The sequence below is a fragment of the Rothia sp. HMSC078H08 genome (assembly GCF_001808955.1).
Taxonomy (GTDB): domain Bacteria; phylum Actinomycetota; class Actinomycetes; order Actinomycetales; family Micrococcaceae; genus Rothia.
The window spans coordinates 21,214-41,324 of record NZ_KV795256.1 but is presented as its reverse complement, the minus strand read 5'-3'; the positions used below and the strand labels follow the sequence as shown (position 1 = coordinate 41,324).

13 protein-coding genes are annotated in these 20,111 nt (G+C 60.6%); 7 read left to right on the top strand and 6 right to left on the bottom strand.

Annotated elements, in window-relative coordinates; translation table 11 throughout:
* Positions 1–169: 169 nt before the first annotated feature.
* Positions 170–1,624, top strand: a complete 1,455-nt coding sequence (gene rpsA / locus HMPREF2528_RS05665; protein ID WP_012903633.1) for a 30S ribosomal protein S1 — start codon at positions 170–172, stop codon at positions 1,622–1,624.
* A 223-nt stretch (positions 1,625–1,847) separates the two neighbouring features.
* On the opposite strand, the gene coaE is transcribed toward rpsA, so the two are convergent.
* The gene (gene coaE / locus HMPREF2528_RS05660) at positions 1,848–2,483 is read right to left on the bottom strand and encodes a dephospho-CoA kinase (RefSeq protein WP_070543062.1); all 636 of its coding nucleotides are present in this window, start codon (positions 2,481–2,483) and stop codon (positions 1,848–1,850) included.
* Positions 2,484–2,541: 58 nt separating this feature from the next.
* Here coaE and HMPREF2528_RS05655 point away from each other — a divergent pair, with 58 nt between their 5' ends.
* Positions 2,542–3,228, top strand: a complete 687-nt coding sequence (locus tag HMPREF2528_RS05655; protein ID WP_012903629.1) for an IMPACT family protein — start codon at positions 2,542–2,544, stop codon at positions 3,226–3,228.
* Positions 3,229–3,437: 209 nt separating this feature from the next.
* Positions 3,438–4,754, top strand: a complete 1,317-nt coding sequence (locus HMPREF2528_RS05650) for a 2-oxoglutarate dehydrogenase (RefSeq protein ID WP_070543060.1) — start codon at positions 3,438–3,440, stop codon at positions 4,752–4,754.
* A 182-nt stretch (positions 4,755–4,936) separates the two neighbouring features.
* Here HMPREF2528_RS05650 and HMPREF2528_RS05645 read toward each other — a convergent pair whose 3' ends face one another.
* From HMPREF2528_RS05645 to HMPREF2528_RS05635, 3 genes are all read right to left on the bottom strand, one after another.
* The gene (locus HMPREF2528_RS05645; RefSeq protein ID WP_246823890.1) at positions 4,937–6,082 is read right to left on the bottom strand and encodes an ABC transporter substrate-binding protein; all 1,146 of its coding nucleotides are present in this window, start codon (positions 6,080–6,082) and stop codon (positions 4,937–4,939) included.
* Positions 6,083–6,222: 140 nt separating this feature from the next.
* Positions 6,223–7,194, bottom strand: a complete 972-nt coding sequence (locus HMPREF2528_RS05640) for an ABC transporter ATP-binding protein (RefSeq protein ID WP_083297880.1) — start codon at positions 7,192–7,194, stop codon at positions 6,223–6,225.
* Complete coding sequence (locus HMPREF2528_RS05635) at positions 7,194–8,336, bottom strand: FecCD family ABC transporter permease (RefSeq protein ID WP_083297879.1); 1,143 nt, start codon at positions 8,334–8,336, stop codon at positions 7,194–7,196. Before HMPREF2528_RS05635 ends, HMPREF2528_RS05640 begins: the two co-directional genes overlap by 1 nt.
* 440 nt (positions 8,337–8,776) lie before the next feature.
* Between HMPREF2528_RS05635 and uvrB the strand changes: the two genes are divergently transcribed.
* From uvrB to HMPREF2528_RS05620, 3 genes are all read left to right on the top strand, one after another.
* On the top strand, positions 8,777–10,945 hold the full coding sequence (gene uvrB, locus HMPREF2528_RS05630) for an excinuclease ABC subunit UvrB (protein ID WP_070543055.1): 2,169 nt from the start codon (positions 8,777–8,779) through the stop codon (positions 10,943–10,945).
* 165 nt (positions 10,946–11,110) lie between these two features.
* Positions 11,111–11,890, top strand: a complete 780-nt coding sequence (locus HMPREF2528_RS05625) for an ornithinee aminotransferase (protein WP_246823889.1) — start codon at positions 11,111–11,113, stop codon at positions 11,888–11,890.
* A gap of 440 nt (positions 11,891–12,330) precedes the next feature.
* Positions 12,331–13,536, top strand: a complete 1,206-nt coding sequence (locus tag HMPREF2528_RS05620; protein ID WP_070506435.1) for a TerC family protein — start codon at positions 12,331–12,333, stop codon at positions 13,534–13,536.
* Positions 13,537–13,680: 144 nt separating this feature from the next.
* Here the strand turns inward: HMPREF2528_RS05620 and HMPREF2528_RS05615 are convergent, their stop codons facing one another.
* Both HMPREF2528_RS05615 and HMPREF2528_RS05610 read right to left on the bottom strand, forming a co-directional pair.
* A complete protein-coding gene (locus HMPREF2528_RS05615; RefSeq protein ID WP_070543049.1) occupies positions 13,681–15,132 on the bottom strand; it encodes an alpha/beta fold hydrolase in 1,452 nt (483 codons plus the stop codon).
* A gap of 81 nt (positions 15,133–15,213) precedes the next feature.
* Positions 15,214–17,814: a DEAD/DEAH box helicase gene (locus tag HMPREF2528_RS05610; protein WP_070543045.1), complete on the bottom strand. Its 2,601-nt coding sequence runs from the start codon at positions 17,812–17,814 to the stop codon at positions 15,214–15,216.
* A 394-nt stretch (positions 17,815–18,208) separates the two neighbouring features.
* Here HMPREF2528_RS05610 and HMPREF2528_RS05605 point away from each other — a divergent pair, with 394 nt between their 5' ends.
* On the top strand, positions 18,209–20,110 hold the full coding sequence (locus tag HMPREF2528_RS05605; RefSeq protein ID WP_070543042.1) for an ABC transporter transmembrane domain-containing protein: 1,902 nt from the start codon (positions 18,209–18,211) through the stop codon (positions 20,108–20,110).
* Position 20,111: the final 1 nt, after the last annotated feature.

Here is a 20,111-nt window from a genome sequence, read left to right as displayed (position 1 = left end):
GTAAGTATCCGTCAGCTCGACGTTTCCTCACCCCGTTCAAAGGCGTTATCGGCCCTATGCCGTGCGCGCCGGGGTGAAAAAGTGAGCCGGTCGGCGCCTCCACCCGGGGGTGTTGAGCGGTGAACCGGTAGCGTCGACCTATTAGAAATCCAATTGGAGCCCTCACTACATGAGCACCAACATCCCTCAGGTCGCAATCAACGACATCGGCGACGAGCAGGCATTCCTCGAGGCTGTCGAGCAGACCATTAAGGTCTTCAACGACGGCGATCTCGTCTCCGGCCAGGTCGTTAAGATCGACCACGATGAGGTTCTGCTCGACATCGGTTACAAGACCGAAGGCGTCATCCCCTCCCGCGAGCTGTCCATCAAGCACGACATCGACCCCTCTGAGGTTGTCGAGCTCGGCTCCGAGGTTGAGGCACTCGTCCTCACCAAGGAGGACAAGGAAGGTCGCCTGATCCTCTCCAAGAAGCGCGCACAGTACGAGCGTGCATGGGGCGACATCGAGAAGGTCAAGGAAAACGACGGCGTCGTTACCGGTACCGTTATCGAGGTTGTCAAGGGTGGCCTTATCCTCGACATCGGTCTGCGTGGCTTCCTGCCCGCATCCCTCGTTGAGATGCGCCGCGTCCGCGACCTCGCACCTTACATCGGTCAGCAGATCGAAGCTAAGATCATCGAGCTGGACAAGAACCGCAACAACGTTGTTCTGTCCCGCCGTGCATACCTGGAAGAGACTCAGTCCGCTGTTCGCTCCTCCTTCCTCAACGAGCTGGAGAAGGGTCAGGTCCGCGAGGGCGTTGTCTCCTCCATCGTCAACTTCGGTGCATTCGTGGACCTGGGTGGCGTGGACGGTCTGGTTCACGTTTCCGAGCTGTCCTGGAAGCACATCGACCACCCGTCCGAGGTTGTCGAGGTTGGCCAGCCCGTTACCGTCGAGGTTCTCGAGGTGGACCTGGACCGCGAGCGCGTGTCCCTGTCCCTCAAGGCAACCCAGGAAGATCCGTGGCAGGCATTTGCTCGCACCCACGCTCTGGGTCAGATCGTTCCCGGCAAGGTCACCAAGCTCGTTCCCTTCGGTGCATTCGTGCGCGTTGAGGACGGCATCGAGGGCCTCGTCCACATCTCCGAGCTGGCAACCCGCCACGTTGACCTGGCTGAGCAGGTCGTCTCCGTTGGTGAAGAGGTCTTCGTTAAGATCATCGACATCGACATGGACCGCCGCCGCATCTCCCTGTCCCTCAAGCAGGCAAACGAGGGCGTTGACCCCAACGCTACCGAGTTTGACCCCGCTCTGTACGGCATGGCTGCAGAGTACGACGAGGCTGGCAACTACAAGTACCCCGAGGGCTTCGACCCCGAGGCTAACGAGTGGCTGGAAGGCTTCGACGCACAGCGCGAGGCTTGGGAAGCACAGTACGCAGAGGCACAGGCTCGCTTCGAGGCTCACAAGGTTCAGGTTGCTAAGGCTCTCGAGGCTGACGCAGAGGCTGCAGCAGCAGCTCCCGCAGCAGCTGAGCCCGCACCGACCTCTTACTCCTCCGAGGAGCCCGCTTCCGCAGGTACCCTCGCATCGGATGAGGCACTGGCTGAGCTCCGCAAGAAGCTGACCGGCAACTAATCTGCCGCTCAGATGAGCACTCATCAGGCGTAATAGCCGATAGGTAACCCCGCGTGGGGTGCCTAGAGCAGAGGAACCCCCTCATCTCCCGTTTGGGAGGGGAGGGGGTTCTTTGCGTTATTGGGGGTTTAGGTGAGTCAGGGTTGGGGGCGTTGGGATCCGGAATACGCGCCCGGTGTTGCTATGCCCGCTGTTGCTGTGCCCCGTGTTGCTGGGGAGGATCTTAGGCGGCGGTCATCTGCGCCCAGACGGCGCGCACCTGCTCGGCGGTTTCCTCCAGCGAGCCGCCGTTATCAATAATCCAGGTTGCGACCGCCTCACGCTGCTCGTCGGTTGCCTGCGCGGCGATGCGGGCGCGCGCATCCTCCTCACTCATGCCGCGCGACGATACGAGGCGCTGCAGGCGAGTTGCCAGGGGAGTGCGCACCACGACCACGCCCTCAAAAGCGGACGGGTCGCCGGTCTCCACGAGCAGGGGAATATCCTCCAGCACCACGCCGCTGAACCCGGGTTCGGACTGCGCCTGCTCCACCAGTTGCGCGGCACGCTCACGAATAGCGGGATGCACAATCGCGTTCAGACGCAGGCGCGCCTGCTCATCATTGAACACGATACGCGCCAGGGCGGGGCGGTTGAGGCGGCCGTCCTCATCGAGCAGATGCTCGCCGAACTCCGCGACCGTGCGGGCGAGCACCGCCTCGCCGGGCTCCATGAGGGATCGGGAGATGGCGTCCGCATCCACCAGGAATGCGCCCTGCTCCACGAAGAGGGCGGCGATGGTGCTCTTGCCACTGCCGATACCGCCGGTGAGGGCGTAACGGCGCAGCGTGGTAGAAGCGGGGGAAGAAGGCTGGGACATGGACGGTGCTCCTGACGGGCTGTGCCACAATAGATAGGTACTGATTAGAGGAGGACACATGCAGGAAGAAACTCGCGCCAACCGATACCTTGTGCCGCGCGGCGATGAGCCCTATGAGAGCCTCCTCGAAATTAAGCGTAGCGAATTTATTGGTCACATCAAACGCGTGAGCACCGTTGAGGAGGCGCGCGCCTACATTGAGTCGGTGCGCAAGACCTACCACGATGCCCGCCACGTGTGTTCAGCGTTCATTATTGGTGCTGACCGCGATATTCAGCGTTCCTCCGATGATGGTGAGCCCGCCGGTACCGCCGGTGTGCCGATGATGCAGGCGCTGCTGGCGCGTCAGACCCGCGAGGACGGCACCACCGACCTGTCGGATGTGGTTGCGGTGGTCGTGCGCTATTTCGGTGGCATTAAGCTCGGCGCGGGCGGTCTGGTGCGTGCCTACACTGATTCGGTGGTGCAGACCCTGGATGGCGCGCTATTCGATTCGCGTGAGCGTCTGCGCGTGGGTAAGGTGCCCAGTTCGCATGCGGATGCTGGCCGCCTGGAGAATGAGATTCGTGCCGCCGGTCTGAACGTTCTGGGTACCGAGTATGGTGCGGAGGGCGCCACGATTTCCCTGGGTGTGTTTGACCGCCCGGAGGAGCTGGCGCGTGCCGAGGAGCTGGTGGTGAGCTTGAGTTCCGGTGCGGCGAGCGTGACCTGGGGGGACACGCAGTGGGTGGATTTGCCGGTCTAGGTTACCGGCCTCTAGATTCCCGGTCTTTGATTTCCGTTCCCAGAATTCCTCCTAGGTTTCCTAGCTAAAGTGCCTGCGTAAAGCTCTCAAAGCCTAAAAGATAGTCCAACCTTAGTTAATAGTTACTTGAACCCTAGTAATTGACTGTTTTTGTTGCTAGGGTAGAAGGAGTGCCAAAAGGCTTATCCAATATCTGAGGTCGTGAAAACGTGACGCAGCCGGGAACCTACCGAGAACAAGCAGGCAAAAACTCATCAGAGCAGTCCGCGGGCAGCCGCGGCGGCACCGCAACTCTCAACCGCCAGGGAGCGCGCCTCCCCACGAGGGGCACCGTCGAGCAGCTTGAACCCGCCACCGTCGCCCAGCTGCTTAACGCCTATCGCCAGCAGAACCTCGGCACCCTACTGAGCGTGCTCACGCAGCGTCCGGCAGAATTTGCTCGCCAGCTTGGCAGGCTCTGCCGCGTCTTCCCCGAACATGTTCACGCTATCGCCCAGGCGTTCGGCGCCGTGGGTCGTGCCCTGCCCATTGACGAGCTGGTGCGCCTGCACAACCGCTACTCTAACGCCGCCCGCGGAGTTGGCGAACACCTCAGCCTGGACAACTCCGGTGTGGCGCACATGGTTCAGAGCCCAGCACTGAGCCGTGAAGGTGCGGGCCACCTGCTCATGGCGATTGAACTCTGCCTCGCCGGCAGGATGCGCGGGCTCACCATCGCCATGCCCGCCACCGAGGCATTCACTCCGGCTGAGCAGGCGCCGAGCCTCGGGTCCTGCAACCCCGCCCTGGACGGTGCCCTCAATGCTTTTGAACCGGCAGGCTGGGAGCCGTTCTCCCTGGACGGCAGCGAAGTGTTGCTCGCGACCGGTGTGCGCGATGTACCCGACGGCTATGAGCTGTCCCTCTGGCTGCTCGATGACGACTATCAGTGCCGCGCCCGCATTGAGCGAGGCGCCCCGCAGGTGTGCGTGGCAAGCTTCTACGATGAAGAAGTCATCACCCGCACCGTGGAAGAAACCGGGTCGGGCGAAGCCGGTCTGGTCGAGAACTACCGCGTGGAGGAGTACGCGGAACTGGACTTCCTCAACGCCATGGACCGGCAGGTACGCTACGTGGCGGTCACCGCCGCGGTGGGGGAGCCGCTGCTGTCTGTGCTGAACGAGAAGAGCGCGGTGCCGAATAGTATTCCCGACCCTGCCGCTTTTGCGAACAGTGCGGGTGCCTCCCGGTTCGAGAGGAGTGCCCGCCCGGATATCCGTACCGCTGCCGTGGTCGGTAAGGGCCTGCGCACCGTCAATCACCGCGGCATGCTGCCGGTGTTGGGCGTGCCGAACCGCACCGTGTGCGCGGTGATTGACCTGTATAAGCAGCGCATCTGCGTGCCGGGTGTGGGTATTCCGCGCGGGCTGAGCGTGGAGGATGAAGAGCGCACCATGCAACTGATTTTGAGCGCCCTGAACGGGTACCTTCCGCTGACGAACCGGGCGTTGATGAGCCTCGCCGGAGCGACTGTGGAGGTGCGCTAACACTGCGGTCAACTAGCGTTGCCGTCAACTAGCACTGCGGCGCCCCACGGCTACAAACCAATAAAATACCGCCCGGAACCATGCTGTGAGCACGGTCCCGGGCGGTACGTGTTCAACGAACTAGCCGGTCGCCAAGTGAGCTACCGCCAGGCGAGTTAGTCGCCGGATTAGCTAGTTTCGGATTAGTTAGCTGCGGGGCCCTGACCATTGATGATGCGCTGCGCTTCATCCTCGGTCAGCTGGTAGCCGTAGAAGGTCGAGTAGAACTCGCGGGTCTCCTTCACCAGGTCAATGTCGGAGAACTTCTCGGGGTGGAACAGCTTCGCCGCCCACAGAATCTGCAGAGCCTCCTCGGCGGAGTAGCGGTCCCAGTTGAAGGTGCCGACCGGGTTCTTAATAATCTTGCCGTTCTTCACCGCCGGAACGTCAGCCCACGCGGCGTCAGCCTTAATCGCGTCCACGCCCTTCTGGGCATCCGCGCCGCCAATGATGATGTACTCCGGCTGCGAGGCAATGATCTGCTCCAGAGAAATGTTCTTCAGGTTCTCCACGCCGTCCAGGGAGTTCTTCGCACCCGAAAGCTTCATCCATTCACCAATTAGGGAGTTCGAGCCGTCCACCTTCGTCAGGTCAGAACCGCCCGCAATGTGTAGCACCTTCGGGGACTCGGTGACGCCCTGCAGGCGCTCCTTGATGAGGTTCTCGTTCTTCTCCAGATATGCCAGGTACTTCTCGGCACGCTCAATCGCCTCATCGGTACCGATGACCTCGGCGGTCAGCTCAACGGTGCGCTTCAAATCAGCGAAGTTCTGGAATTCCACGTGCACCGCCGGGATGCCTGCCTCAGTAGCCTTCGAAATCTGATCCTTCGAGGAGGCGAGTAGCACCTCCGGCTTATCGGCAAGCAGCTGCTCCATGTTCACGTCGGTGCCCTTCACCGGCGCGTCAACCTTCTCAATACCGGGGTACACCTGCTTAAACCACGCCAGAGACTTCACGGCAGTCGTGGTGGACACCAGCTTCTCAGTGCCGCCGAGCAACAGAACCACCTGGTTGTTTGCGTGCCACAGGTCAGCGATGCGCTCGGGGTTGGTCGGGACAGTGACCTCCTTGCCGTCAATGTCCTTAATGACCTTGGTGCCGTCACCGTTATCCTTCACGAAGAAGCTGGTGTGCTTCTTTGCGGAATTGCTCGAAGTCGAGACTGAGGTTGAGCTCGATGCGGAACCCGAGGAGGAGGCGGTGTTCGCTGCGCCGCAACCGGTCAGCGCAGCCAACAGGAGGGAAGTGGTCAGGGCAATGCCGGTGTGGAACTTCGTAATCTTCATGATGTGTCTTTCTGTGTCGACAGGGTGGGTGAATAACCCGGAGGCGGTTCGGGGAAGCGGCGCTCTAGGGGCGCGCCACCACAGCGGATGCGGCACCTCTACCGCATCTTCTGTATCTGGTTCAAACCGCCACCGGAAAACTAAAAGCTGTGGAGCCTCATATCGAGGCTCGTCATGTGCACGCTGGAACGACCCAGCTGTGGTGAATACACCACCGACAAATCTGTAGCGAAGGTGCGTGAGAGAACCTCGCTGGTGAGCACCTTGGAGGCGCGGCCCGTGAGCAGCTGAGCCGGCGCATGTGCAGATACCTGCGGCGTTGCGTTTGGCATGGTATCGGGCATATCGTGTACGCCAAGCAGGGCGACGGTCGCATCCAACAGGAGCGCGTGATCCGGATTGTGGGTCGTAAAAATAACCCCGTACCCGGCATCGCGCAGCTGCCGAATCTTGCGCAACACCTTCGCCTGATTCGCCACGTCCAGTGCACTCGTCGGCTCGTCCAGAACGATGAGCGGGGCGTCTTGCACCAGGGTTCGGGCAATACCTACCTGCTGACGCTGACCGCCGGACAGCTCATCCAGCGGGGAGTGCGCCAGGTCGAGCAGCCCCAGCTCCTCCATCACGGTATGCACCTGCTCACGGTCACGGCGCGAGGGTGAAGAGAACAACCCAATATAGGGTGCGCGACCCATCAGCAGGTACTCGGTCACGGTGTAGGAGATGCCGCGACCCTCCATCTGCGGAAGGTAGGCGATGCGGCGGGCACGCTCAGTCGCGGTCAAAGAATCCAGCGGCTCACCGCCCAGGTGAATGCTGCCCTCGGTGAGCGAATTTAAACCAATCAGGCAGTTCAACAGGGTGGACTTACCCACACCGTTGCGACCCAGAATGGCGAGGACCTCACCGCGTCGCACCTGCAGGTTCACGTTGCGGAAAATCCAGCGGCTGAAGCGGTGCCCGGAACGGTGCAGACCAGCGCGGTGATCCGTTCGGCGGCGATTGATGCGCCCGCCCCGGTGGCCGTAACGGAAGCCCGCATCGTCCAGGTGCAGCAGAACCTCTGCGCTCTCATCCGTGCGCTGCTGAGCATTGGGAATGGAAGGCGACATTACTTCACCCGAACCTTTCCAAGCAATAGCAGCGCCACGTACAGGGGCGTGCCAATGAAGCCGGTCAGTACGCTCAGAGGAACCTCCGCGCTGGTGAGGCTACGCGCCAGGGTATCGACGAACATCATGAACGAAGCACCCATCAGAATGGATAGCGGCATGAGCTTGGTCGTGTCGCTACCGACCAGCAGACGGCACAGGTGCGGAATGACCAGGCCAACCCAAGAAATCGGGCCGCCAATACACACGCTGGTCGCGGTGACCAGGGTTGCCAGCAGAATGGTGATACCGCGGGTGCGGGTCAGGTTAATGCCGAGGGTGCGCGCCTCATCGTCACCGAGCGAGAGGATATTGATGCGCCAACGCATCGCCAAGAGCAGCAGGATGCAGGGCGCCGCCACCAGCGCAAACTGGGTGAGTGCTTCTGCGCGTACGTCCTGCAGGGAGCCCATCTGCCAGAACACGATCTGCGCCAGCTGAGTTTCGGGGTTCGCAATGAACTTCAACGCACCGAGTGCGGCGGTGCCGAAGCCACCCACAATCACGCCCGAGAGCACCAGCATGAGCGTGGACTGATTCTTCAACAGGTGAGGAATACTCACGGTCAGCAGCACGGCGGCGAGACCACCGGCGAGGGCGGAACCCTGAATCGCGAGGCTCGTGCCCACACCCAGCAGAATGGCGGAGGCGGCACCCACCGACGCGCCCTGCGAAACACCCAGCAGGTAGGGGGAAACCAACGGGTTACGGAAAACTGCCTGGAAGGTGGCGCCCGCAATGGCGAGGGCGGCACCGATGAGCCCGGCGGCGAGCAGGCGCGGAATGCGCACGGTCAGCAGCATGTTTTCGGCGGGCTTGTAGACCTTCAAATCCATGCCGAACCAGTTCTTGCCGAGGATGCGGAAGAGCTCGTCCAGTTCGACCGGGTACCTGCCGGTGATGAGTGAGAGGTAGGTGACGCCCAGCAGAATGGTGAGGGCGATGAGCAGAATCAGCGGGTACGAGGACGCCAAGAGGGTACGGCGATGCTCGGTTTTGGCAACTAAGGTGGCAGCCGGTGTGCCGGTGGGGTTCGCCTCCGGGTTCGCTTCTGTGGATTCTTGCGGAGTTGCCTTTGAAGCTGTCTCCGTGGTCGTGCTCATGGAGTCCTTCCGTGCGCTCTTGTGGTCCCGTTCTGTCTGCGTGTGCGTGCTCTAAACATATGTGAGCCACATCAAAGAGGCAAAGGGTGTGGGTGCGGAACGCCCGTCATAAATCTTTATGTGTTGCCGCTTATCTTCTGCGGCGCGGTGCCTGCGAGCGATGGCGGTTGTGGGGGAGGGCAGCTGCCCCTAAGAGTACTGTTCCTAAGAGCACCGTTATCGTGCGGGAGAATGCTCCCGCTCGGTTCCTATCCGGTGGCGAATATGAGCTTGTCGAATACCCCTTATCTTTTGCGCTACCTCTTTTATGAACTTGGGCACTTTCGCGGGTAGCTACGCCGGGGGTTGTGATGGACTGTGGTTGTGGTGGACTATTGCGCCAGCAGAAAAGGGTGACCAATCCTGAGGCGCATTGGGCGGCTTTCCCCTAGGATGGATACATGAGTTACGCACCTAAAATTAACCGCGTTGTTGCCCCCTTTGAGGTCATTAGCCCCTTCCAGCCTGCCGGCGATCAGCCGAAGGCTATCGCCGAGCTCACCGAGCGTGTGCAGAACGGTGAGAAGGACATTGTGCTGATGGGCGCTACCGGTACCGGTAAGTCCGCGACCGCAGCCTGGCTAATTGAGGCGGTGCAGCGTCCGACTCTGGTGCTCGTGCAGAATAAGACTCTGGCGGCGCAGCTGGCGAATGAGCTGCGTGAGCTGCTGCCGAATAATGCGGTGGAGTATTTTGTCTCCTACTACGACTACTACCAGCCTGAGGCGTACGTGCCGCAGACCGATACGTTCATTGAGAAGGACTCCTCCATCAATGAGGAGGTGGAGCGTCTGCGCCACTCGGCGACGAACTCCCTGCTGACTCGCCGTGACGTGGTGGTGGTTGCGACCGTGTCCTGCATTTACGGTCTGGGCACGCCCGAGGAGTACGTTGCGCAGATGGTGACTTTGCGTCGCGGTGAGGAGGTTGACCGCGACGAGCTGTTGCGCCAGTTCGTGGCGATGCAGTACGCGCGTAACGATATGGACTTTCACCGTGGCACGTTCCGTGTGCGCGGCGATACCGTCGAAATCATCCCCATGTACGAGGAGAACGCGATTCGCATTGAGTTCTTCGGCGATGAGATTGAGGCGATTTACACCCTGCACCCGCTGACCGGCGAGGTGATTCGCGAGGAAGAAGAAATGTATGTCTTCCCCGCAAGCCACTACATCGCCGGTGCCGAGCGTATGGCGAAGGCCATTACCTCCATTGAGGATGAGCTACGCGAGCGCCTGCAGACCCTCGAATCTCAGGGCAAGCTGCTGGAGGCGCAGCGTCTGCGCATGCGCACCACCTATGATCTGGAAATGATGGAGCAGATGGGCTTCTGCAATGGCATTGAGAACTACTCGCGCCATATTGACGGTCGTGCCCCAGGTAGTGCCCCGAACTGTCTGCTGGATTATTTCCCGGATGATTTCCTGCTGATTATTGACGAGTCGCACGTGACGGTCCCGCAGATTGGTGCCATGTACGAGGGTGATATGTCCCGTAAGCGCACCCTGGTGGAGCACGGTTTCCGTCTGCCGTCGGCGATGGATAACCGCCCGCTGAAGTGGGAGGAGTTCCTGGAGCGTATCGGTCAGACGATTTACCTTTCGGCGACCCCCGGCAAGTACGAGCTGTCGCAGGCTGATGGTTATGTGGAGCAGATTATTCGCCCGACCGGCCTGATTGACCCGGAGATTGTGGTCAAGCCGACCAAGGGGCAGATTGATGATTTGCTTGAGGAGATTCGCGTGCGCGTTGAGCGTGATGAGCGTGTGCTGGTCACGACCCTCACCAAGCGCATGGCGGAGGATTTGACTGAGTACCTGTTGCAGCACGGCGTGAAGGTGCAGTACCTGCACTCTGACGTTGATACCCTGCGCCGTGTGGAGCTTCTGCGTGAGTTGCGCCTGGGCACCTTTGATGTGCTGGTTGGTATTAACCTGCTGCGTGAGGGCCTGGACCTGCCCGAGGTGTCCCTGGTTGCGATTCTGGATGCCGATAAGGAAGGCTTCCTGCGTTCGACCACTTCGCTGATTCAGACGATTGGTCGTGCGGCACGTAACGTGTCCGGTCAGGTGCACATGTACGCCGATAAGATTACGGACTCGATGCGCGTGGCGATTGATGAGACGAACCGCCGCCGCGAGATTCAGCAGGCGTACAACCGTGAGCACGGCATTGACCCGCAGCCGCTGCGTAAGAAGATTGCCGATATTACGGATGTTCTCGCCCGCGAGGAAGAGGACACCCGCGAGCTTCTGCAGCAGCGTAAGAGCGGTAAGAAGGGCGCCCGCACGGTGAGCGCGGGTGCGAAGACCGGTTCTGCGACCTCGTCGAAGATTGCCACGAGCACCCCGGAGTCGGAGGAGCTTCTCGCCCGTGCGGAGGCGCGCGTTCGTGCCGACGGCCTGGCGGCGGCACCCGCCGAGGACCTGCTGGATTTGATTGAGCAGATGAACGAGCAGATGCGCGTGGCGGCGGAGAACCTGCAATTTGAGTTGGCGGCGCGTCTGCGTGATGAGCTTGCCGATTTGAAGAAGGAGCTGCGCCTGATGAAGGAGGCGGGTCACGCCTAAACCCGGTGTTCTAAGCCCGGCGTTTAGGGGCCGACGTGGGTTTTTCGCCATGAGGTAACTCATTGTTCATGAAGTTCTACTGAGTGCAGATACATGCTGTACACTATCAAGGTGTTTTACGTGTCAAATAAAACCTTGATGCTTCCGAACGATAAAGAAAAATCTGTGACTATTTCTCATAACTCTTCAGACGCACACACCACGGGAGCTCGTTCCGTTACCCGCCGCAACCTCACCCGCGGCGCGCTTTGGGCTGTGCCCGCTATTGCCGCCTCCACGGCGGTACCCGCATTCGCTGCTTCGGCTGATGATTGCAAGACGGTACACGGCCCGGACTTCACCCAGGTCGGTGGCTGGATGATCACCAATCCCGCCAGTGGCGCCCTGCAGTCGCGCACCAAGAACAAGCCCGTGACTGCGCCGGAGACCGGTCAGGCGTGGTGGTCCATGGAGAATGCAACCTCCCCGAACCCCGCAACGATCCGCCTCATGTCAGTGTACGAGGCGACTCACGGCCCCGAGGGCGACCTCAACCTGAACTGCGGTGAGTTCGTGATGACCTACAACGTCTCCGCGCTGGAGGCGACGACCGGCACCACGCACCTGCACCCGTCCATGGACATTTACCTCTTCTCGCCCGAGGGTGAAATTATTGACCGTCAGGTCTTCACGACTGACCCGACCGGCAAGGCAACCGTCATGACCCGCAACGGCAAGACTCAGACCGTTCAGGGCCAGGTCATTCCCTTCGCGTCGAGCGTGAATGATAAGGCGACTGGCATCTCCGCGCGTTTTGCGTTGCGTGGCAATACGCTCATGGAAGGCATGTACCAGTTCGAGGTGGTTATTACCGTCCCGACAATTCAGGAGAACGGCACGCTTGATACGAACAAGCAGGTCAACGCGATTGCTTTCACCCCGCCGACCTTCAACATGACGACCTAATTGAATGAAATATAGAAGTAGCCCTCCCCGTAATAGTTCACGGGGAGGGCTACTTTTGTATGGGCTTGCTGCACGGTGTTGATCTGTGTAGTGCTGGTCTGCAATACGCCGCTCTACATGTTGTCAAACTAATAGTGGCGCCAGCTAGACCCCCAACTAGACAGCGTGTATTCGTCACGCAGAACGCCGCATCCGACAGGTCAACCCCGCCGGATGCGGCGTTTCGGTGCACCTAGCTCCTGAAAGTTCTCCCGGAGGGGCTCCTGTGCGAAAACCCCAACCTGCTGTATAATCGTTCACCGAGCAAGGGAGTATCCCACCAATCGACTCATCGTCAGCACGTTAGCCGAAGGCGCCTAACCGGTGAATCGAGCCGACCTCCATTAAGGTCGGCGGGAGAGACTTGTGGTCCTGTACGCACACCACAAGAAAGGCTCCCCATGGAAGTTACCGGGTTGCAATGGTTGGTTACTATTCTCATCATCGCGGGTCTGTTGGCCTTCGACTTCGTGTTCCACGTTCGTAAGGCGCACGAACCTTCCGTCAAGGAAGCGGCCATCTGGTCGAGTATTTACATCGGCATCGCGATGCTGTTCGGTCTGTATATTTTCGTGACGAACGGCCCCTCCGCTGCCACCGAATTCTATGCAGGCTACATCACCGAAGAAGCTCTCTCGGTCGATAACCTCTTCGTTTTCATGATTATTATGGGCACCTTCCGTGTCGCCCGTGAGAATCAGCAGAAGGTTCTGCTCTTCGGTATTGTCTTCGCGATCCTGGCGCGCGGCTCCTTCATCTTCGCCGGCGCAGCGATCATCAACTCCTTCGCCTGGGTGTTCTACATCTTCGGCCTGGTCCTGCTCATGACCGCAGGTAACCTGCTCAAGGACGAAATCACCGAAGGTGACGGCGATGACGAAGCCGACAACATCATGGTCCGCCTCGCCAAGAAGTACCTGAAGACCAGCGACCACTTCGACGGTGACAAGCTCTTCACCATCGAAAACGGCAAGCGCGTCATGACCCCCATGATGCTCGTCATGGTCGCTATCGCTGGTTCCGACCTGCTCTTCGCGCTCGACTCGATCCCCGCGATCTTCGGCCTCACCCAGTCCGTCTACATTGTGTTCACCGCGACCGCGTTCTCCCTCATGGGTCTGCGCCAGCTGTACTTCCTTATTGACGGCCTGCTGGACCGCCTCGTCTACCTCTCCTACGGCCTGGCGACCATCCTCGCGTTCATTGGTGTGAAGCTCATCCTGCACGCAATGCACGAGAATAACCTGCCGTTCATCAACCACGGCGAGCCCGTGCACGTGGTCGAAATCAGCACCGAAATGTCGCTGATGGTCATCGTGGGCGTCCTGATCATTACCGTGCTTGCCTCGCTGCTCAGCCCCAAGGGCCGCGCGCTGCAGACCATTCAGCGTGTTCAGGCGCTCTCCGAGAAGTACCTGGCACTGCCCGAGGATGCATCCGCCGCCGAGCGTGCGGACATCACCGCCCGCTGGCAGAAGGAAACCGAGAAGCTCAACGCCATTCCCGCCAAGCTGCGTGACGAGCTGATCGAGAAGGAAGACGAATACCACGCCCTCGTGATGCGTGCCCGCACCGCACAGGATGCGCATTCTTCCTCCTCGAAGTAGTTTGAGTTACTGAGCCTGCGGCCTCACCAGGCTAAGCGCTCACACGAAAGCCCCTCACACCGGATCAACCGGGGTGAGGGGCTTTCGCTGTATCAAAATATATTCGGGGATATACCCGGGGCAGAATGACTACCCGGCGAAGAATTACTGGTTGTGAACCTCAGCCAGCATGTTCTTCAGGTGACCCAGAATGGTCAGCGGGTCAGAACCGAAACCGTCGTGGTGGTGGGTCTTCGAGGTCCACACCTGAGTGTTACCGACCCAGCGAGCGGTCTCCATGGAGTGCTCAAAGTCCACGTACACGTCCGGGTTGTACGCCGCAGCCACCACGGGAACCTCGTTCTTGTGCAACTGTGCGTGGTCGTACAGGCGACCCCAGTCCTTCTTCTCAGCCAGCAGGTTAGCAACCTCAGCCAGCGGACGCAGCGAGGGATCCTCCTCGTAGTACCAGGGGAAGATGTGCTCGCCGGTGAAGAGCAGACGGTCCGCATCCGGTGCGAACTCGGGGCGGGAAGCCGCCACGCGAGCAGCAGACCAGTTGGTCGGCGCGGGGGAGGGGGACAGCTCGTAGCCGGGGATGCCGGGCAGAACGCCGTCAGCGGGGCCGTCAGCGTAAATGGTCTCGTGCATCAGAGCGTACAGCGGGTTCGCCTGGAAAGTAACCTCGGCACCCATAGCGGTCAGGAACTGATCGGAGAGGTGGTCGTTACCCTCAGCGAAAGCGGTCTCCAGGAAGTAGTGCAGGCCGCGCTCGCGCCAGCGGCCACCCAGGAAGTGACCAGCCATCTGGAAGCGGTGATCGGTCAGACGCTCACCGGTGGGCAGGTACTCCTTGTGGGTGCGCAGGTGCTCAGCAATGCGGGTAGCGAGCTCAGCGTCCTCGGGGAACCAGCTGTAGTACTCCTCAACACGTTCCTTCATGCGGTCGAAGGTGTGCTGGTAGACGTTATCCACGGAGGTACGAATCGGCGCCAGGCCCGCGGTGATGCGGCAGTCACGCAGCGACTGAGGTGCGAACGACAGGTACGACAGGGTCAGGAAGCCACCGAAGGACTGACCAATGGTGGACCAGCGCTTGTCGGCACGGTCAGCCAGCAGTACCTCGCGAACAGCCTCGGCGTCAGCGATGATGGAGTCCGCACGGAACAGCTCAGTGTACTCAGCCTGAACCTGCGGGTCACCCACAGCGGTGATGTTGCGAGCAGACAGCGGGGAAGACATGCCGGTACCGCGCTGATCCAGAAGAATCACGCGGTGAGTCTTCGCCAGCTCAGCAATCCAGCCGCCAATGGAGCCGGTCTTCGGCGAACCGAAACCGGGGCCGCCCTGCAGGTACACAATGTAAGGACGCTTATCAGCCGAAACGGTCAGAGTCTCGTTGGTGCTCACAACCTCGCGGGCGAACACGGTGATGGTCTGGTCCGCGAAACGGGAGGAGAGAGCGGCATCCTTGCCCTTGGAGAAAATCAGACCGTGGGTCAGGGGAACCTGGAACCAGTGGTCGGTAATCTCGTAGCCGTCGTGCTTGACGACCGAACCCTTACGGTACTCAACCTTGGGAAGCGAAGAAACGGTCAACGGTGAACCTTCTTTCATTCAAATAGATAGATACTCTGTATTCTAGCCCACTACGGGCAACATCTGGGCAGAGCCTCGGGCGGAGTCTCAATTGGAGCCTTAGAACTCGCCCACGCTCAGAATCTTCAGCACCGGGTAGCCCGCCTCATCGGAGGCCGCCAAATCAACCTCGGCACGAATACCGAAGTCAAAGTTATCTTCGGGGTCGGCGAAGCTCTGCTGAACCTTCCACACGCCCGGGTGAGCGGCGGTGTCCTCATCCATGCTGACCAGGCGAGGCGAGCGCGCGTCGGCGTCCGTGTAGATGTCGTCGTAGGTGTCGAAGTAGTCGTCCATGGCGTCCGCCCAGCGGTCGGCATCCCAGCCGCACCACTCGTCCAGGGCGCCCAGGGCGCGGTCACGCTCGTCAGCGAAGAGCTCCACACGGCGGAAGAGGGCGTTGCGCACCATCACGCGGAAGGCACGCAGGTTCTGCGTCACGGCGGGAGGCTCTTCCTCCTCGATGGAGGCGTGCTCGGCCGCAATGGTCGCGGTGTCTTCGCCGGCAGCCAGCTTCTCCCATTCGTCCACCAGGGAGGAGTCGGTCTGGCGTACCAGCTCGCCGAGCCACTCGATGATGTCGTCGAGCTCGTCGGTCACGGCAGAATCGGGGATGGTGTGGCGCAGCGCCTTGTATGCGTCAGAGAGGTAACGCAGGAGCACGCCCTCGGCACGTTCGAGCGAGTAGTACTGCACGAAGTCGTTGAAGCCCATCGCGCGTTCGTACATGTCACGCACGATTGACTTGGGGCGAGGCTCAAAACGTGCCACCCACGGCGCGGACTGCTTGTAGGTCGTGTACGCCTGATCGATGAGCTCCGCCAGGGGCTGCGGGTAGGTGACCTTGTCCAGCTCGTTCATGCGTTCGGTGTAGTCCACACCGTCCGCCTTCAGCTGTGCCGACAGTTCGTTCTTCGCCTTGCGTTCCTGTGCGTACAGCACCTGGTTCGGCGAATCCAGGGTCGCCTCAATGAGGGAGAGCGCGTCCAGCGCGTAGCTGGGGGATTCGGGGTCGAGCAGTTCCAGTGCGGCGACCGCAAAAGCGGACAGCGGCTGGTTCAGGGCAAAGTTATCCTGTAGATCCTCGGTCAGGCGCAGGTAGGAGCCGTGCTCGTCCGGGGTGTTGGTTCGCTCAATCACGCCGCCGGTCAGTAGCTCCTTGTAGATGCCGATTGCCTTGCGCAGCAGCTCGCGGCGGCGCGCGGGGCTCTCGTGGTTCTCCTGAATGATGCGGTACGCGGCAATGACCGGGTTCTCCGGGCGGTGCATCAGGTTCAGCAGCATCGAATGGGTGATGTCGAAGGAGGAGGTCAGCGGCTCCGGGGCTGCCTCTACCAGCTGGTCGAAGGTCTTCTCAGACCAGCCAACGAACCCTTCCGGCGCCTTCTTGCGCTTGGAGGACAGGGACTGGTTAATGCGCTTGGTGTCGTCGCCGAACTTCGCCTGTGCCTTCGCCAGCAGGCGCGCGTTCTCAATATCGTGCTCGGGTGCCTGAACCACCACGGTACCGGCGGTATCAAAACCGGCACGGCCCGCGCGTCCGGCAATCTGGTGGAACTCGCGGGCACGCAGACGGCGGCTACGGGCACCGTCAAACTTCGACAGCGCCGTAATCAGCACGGTACGAATCGGCACGTTAATGCCCACGCCCAGGGTGTCGGTACCGCAAATCACCTTGAGCAGACCCTCCTGAGCCAGCTGCTCCACGAGGCGGCGGTACTTGGGCAGCATGCCCGCGTGGTGAATACCGATACCGGCACGCACCAGCTTATTCAACGCCTTACCGAAGCCCGGACCGAAACGGAATTTCGCGATGAGCTCTGAGATGCGTTCCTTATCTTCCTTGGAAGCAATAGCCACCGACAGCAGCGCGTTCGCCTGCTCCAGCGCCGCCTTCTGCGAGAAGTGCACAATGTAGACCGGAGTTTGCTTGGTCTGCACGAGCTCCTGCACCGTCTCCTGAACCGGGGTGGTGGAGTAGTAGAAATGCAGCGGAATGGGACGCTCAGAATGCGCCACCAGGTCACTCTCACGACCGGTCAGCGCCGTCATCTCCTCCTGGAAGCGAGTCGTATCGCCCAGAGTCGCGCTCATCAGCAGGAACTGCGCCTGCGGAAGCTCCAGCAGGGGAAGCTGCCACGCCCAGCCGCGCTGCGGGTCAGAGTAGAAGTGGAACTCGTCCATGATGACCTGGCACAGGTCCGCATCCTTACCCTCGCGCAGGGCAATATTGGCGAGAATTTCCGCGGTGCAGCAGATAATGGGCGCCTCCGTATTAATGGCGGAGTCGCCGGTAATCATGCCCACGTTCTCGGCGCCAAAAATATTGATCAGGTCAAAGAACTTCTCAGACACCAGCGCCTTAATGGGGGCGGTGTAGTAGGAGCGCTGACCGGTCGCCAGGCCCGTAAAATGCGCGGCAACAGCCACGGTGGACTTACCGGAACCGGTCGGGGTTGCCAGCACCACGTTATGTCCGGCTGCAATGCTCAGAACGGCCTCGTCCTGGGCGGGGTACAGGGTCATGCCGCGGGTCGAAATCCACTCGGTGAATGCCTCATAGATTTCTTCGGCGGTGAGGGGGTTGCCCTTAAAATCGCGTCGATTGTAGTCGCCGGGATTCTCACCCAGCGTGGGAGAAAGAAAATTCAAAATACTCATGAGGATTCCAGTCTATCGGGAATAGGGCGGGCGCGGGGGCGTTATCGTTACGAGGGAACAACTCGGCATAGGTGCAAAGTCGCGTGCTCTAATGCGGGAAAACCTAAAGTTCAGGTAGGGTGGAATAAAGCGTTTTAGATGCAGTGATGCACAACCTGGCGCTCAGAAGGTCAAAGGCACAGGGCTCCACACTGCAGAGCCTCACACCGCAGGGTTCCATGCCGCATAAATTACCGCCTAGGTTCAAGTCCGCCGATTGATGCCGGACCATACTGTGCGGTCGATACACGCCCCAAAATAAGTTGCATAAATGACGACACGCCCATCTATTGCGTAAATAGTGTTGCGTGCCACATTGATAAAGGAATAGGGTAAGAGAAAGGAGAGACGTTGAATGACTGAATACAACGCTGACAAGGCACAAGAAAACGCCGCGCGTGAAGAAGCTACGCATGAAGAATCCATGCATAACAAAACCACGCAGGAAAAAGCCGCTCAGAAGAAAACTGCGCAGAAAAAAGCTGCACAGGAAGTAACCGGTAGCGAACAGCGCAAGGCAGAAGAGGAAGCCCTCAAAAAGCGCCTCGCCCTGCGCGTCACCGCACCCGGATACAAATACCCCTGGCACCGCTGGGCAATCCCCGTCGCGGGTGAAACCACCGCGGGTACCGGTGCGATTCTTATCCCCGTCATGGTGGGTCAATTCATCAACCAGCACATCGCCGGCAAAGCCCCCGACGCCTGGCCCATGTTCTGGGTGGTCGTCGCAGCCATCACCTTCATCGTGATCAACGAGTTCTTCGGCTGGGGCACCTCCATGACCCTCAGCGCGGAACTTAGCCGCGACTGGCGTATCTACATCAACCGGCTCATGGGGCGCACCCGCGCTGGCGTAGACTCCGGCGAAGCGGTCACCGTCATGAACAAAGACGTACGCCGCATTACGGATGTCTACTTCTCCCTACCGCTGTTCGTTAACGCCATGATTATCGCGACCCTCGGTGCCGTGCAGCTCTGGCTGATCAACCCCGTCACCGCGATTGTCACCCTCATTGGTACGCTCATCGTGGTCGGCGTCATCGCCTGGTACTCGTCCTTCCTCGAATCCAAGATTGGCGAATACCGCGAGAAGGACGGCGAAGCCTCCTCACGCGCCTCCGATATCGCCACCGGTCTGCGCACCATCGCCGGCCTCGGCGCCGAAGAACAGATGCGTGAACGCTACCACCGCGGCACCGACGAAGTCTTCGACAGCTACATGCGCTACGAAAAGACGCACCGCTGGATGTTCCTCATCCGCGCGCTACTCGGTGGCGCCGTGACCCTGCTCGGCATCGGATTCGCCCTCACCGGCCACGTCGAAAACGGCCGCTGGGTATCCGATACGCCCGCCGCGTCCCTGGTGACAGTCGCCTCCATTATCGCGATGATGGGTGGCCCCATCTGGATTACCCAGAACTTCCTGACGGAATGGCGCTACGCCAAAATTGCGCTCGCCAAGGTCGCCCGCCTCGAAGGTCACGCGGGCGTGCGCCAGGGCGTGCTGAAGAGCCCGCGCACCGACGAAGAAATGGCGCAGCTGGCACGCGCCGAACAGGCAGTCGAGGCTAGCACCCTCGAGGTGCCCGTACCCGTCGCCCCCGCCGGTGCCAGCAACCCGCGCATCGTGTACGTCAACCCGCGCGACTACAACCTCACCGCGCAAGACTATGCCGAGGCGCTTGCCCGCACCCTACGCCGCGGGGGAGAGGACCTCAAGGACGCCTCCGGCCGCCGAGTGCTGCTGAGCGAACCGAACCCCATGATTTTCGCCGGAACCCTGCAGGAGCACCTGCGCCTGGGCACCGTGCCGAACCCCGACGAGGAGCTGGCACAGGCAAAGGATGAGGAACTGCTGAAGATTACCGACTCCCGCGAAATCGCCTACCGACTGGGCGGACGCAACCCCGAAGACTACTTCGCCGCACGCATCACCAGTGAAGGTGCGAACCTCTCCGGTGGTCAGCGTCAGCGTCTGGCACTCGCCCGTGCGCTCGCACAGGACGCGCAGGTGCTGATTCTGACCGAGCCGCTGAACTCCGTGGACGAACCCAGCCAGCGCTACATCTACGATGCGATGGAAACCCAGATCGGTAGCGACCGCCTGCCCGTCGGCTACCCCGGCCTGCTGCAGGATATGGAGCAGGTCTACGTTGTCTCCACGACCGCGGAGACGACCCGCCGCATGGAACGCGACGGCTACCCCGTCGCTCAGGCAGAAACCCCCGCAACCACTCAGAATCAGGAGGTGAACTAGC

What these genes read in the sequence shown, in the direction of transcription:
- coaE (WP_070543062.1), bottom strand. Translation starts at nt 2,483, where the DNA reads ATGTCCCAGCCTTCTTCCCCCGCTTCTACCACGCTGCGCCGTTACGCC.
- HMPREF2528_RS05620 (WP_070506435.1), top strand. Translation starts at nt 12,331, where the DNA reads ATGGAAGTTACCGGGTTGCAATGGTTGGTTACTATTCTCATCATCGCG.
- rpsA (WP_012903633.1), top strand. Translation starts at nt 170, where the DNA reads ATGAGCACCAACATCCCTCAGGTCGCAATCAACGACATCGGCGACGAG.
- HMPREF2528_RS05635 (WP_083297879.1), bottom strand. Translation starts at nt 8,336, where the DNA reads ATGAGCACGACCACGGAGACAGCTTCAAAGGCAACTCCGCAAGAATCC.
- HMPREF2528_RS05610 (WP_070543045.1), bottom strand. Translation starts at nt 17,814, where the DNA reads ATGAGTATTTTGAATTTTCTTTCTCCCACGCTGGGTGAGAATCCCGGC.
- uvrB (WP_070543055.1), top strand. Translation starts at nt 8,777, where the DNA reads ATGAGTTACGCACCTAAAATTAACCGCGTTGTTGCCCCCTTTGAGGTC.
- HMPREF2528_RS05645 (WP_246823890.1), bottom strand. Translation starts at nt 6,082, where the DNA reads ATGAAGATTACGAAGTTCCACACCGGCATTGCCCTGACCACTTCCCTC.
- HMPREF2528_RS05605 (WP_070543042.1), top strand. Translation starts at nt 18,209, where the DNA reads ATGACTGAATACAACGCTGACAAGGCACAAGAAAACGCCGCGCGTGAA.
- HMPREF2528_RS05655 (WP_012903629.1), top strand. Translation starts at nt 2,542, where the DNA reads ATGCAGGAAGAAACTCGCGCCAACCGATACCTTGTGCCGCGCGGCGAT.
- HMPREF2528_RS05615 (WP_070543049.1), bottom strand. Translation starts at nt 15,132, where the DNA reads ATGAAAGAAGGTTCACCGTTGACCGTTTCTTCGCTTCCCAAGGTTGAG.
- HMPREF2528_RS05640 (WP_083297880.1), bottom strand. Translation starts at nt 7,194, where the DNA reads ATGTCGCCTTCCATTCCCAATGCTCAGCAGCGCACGGATGAGAGCGCA.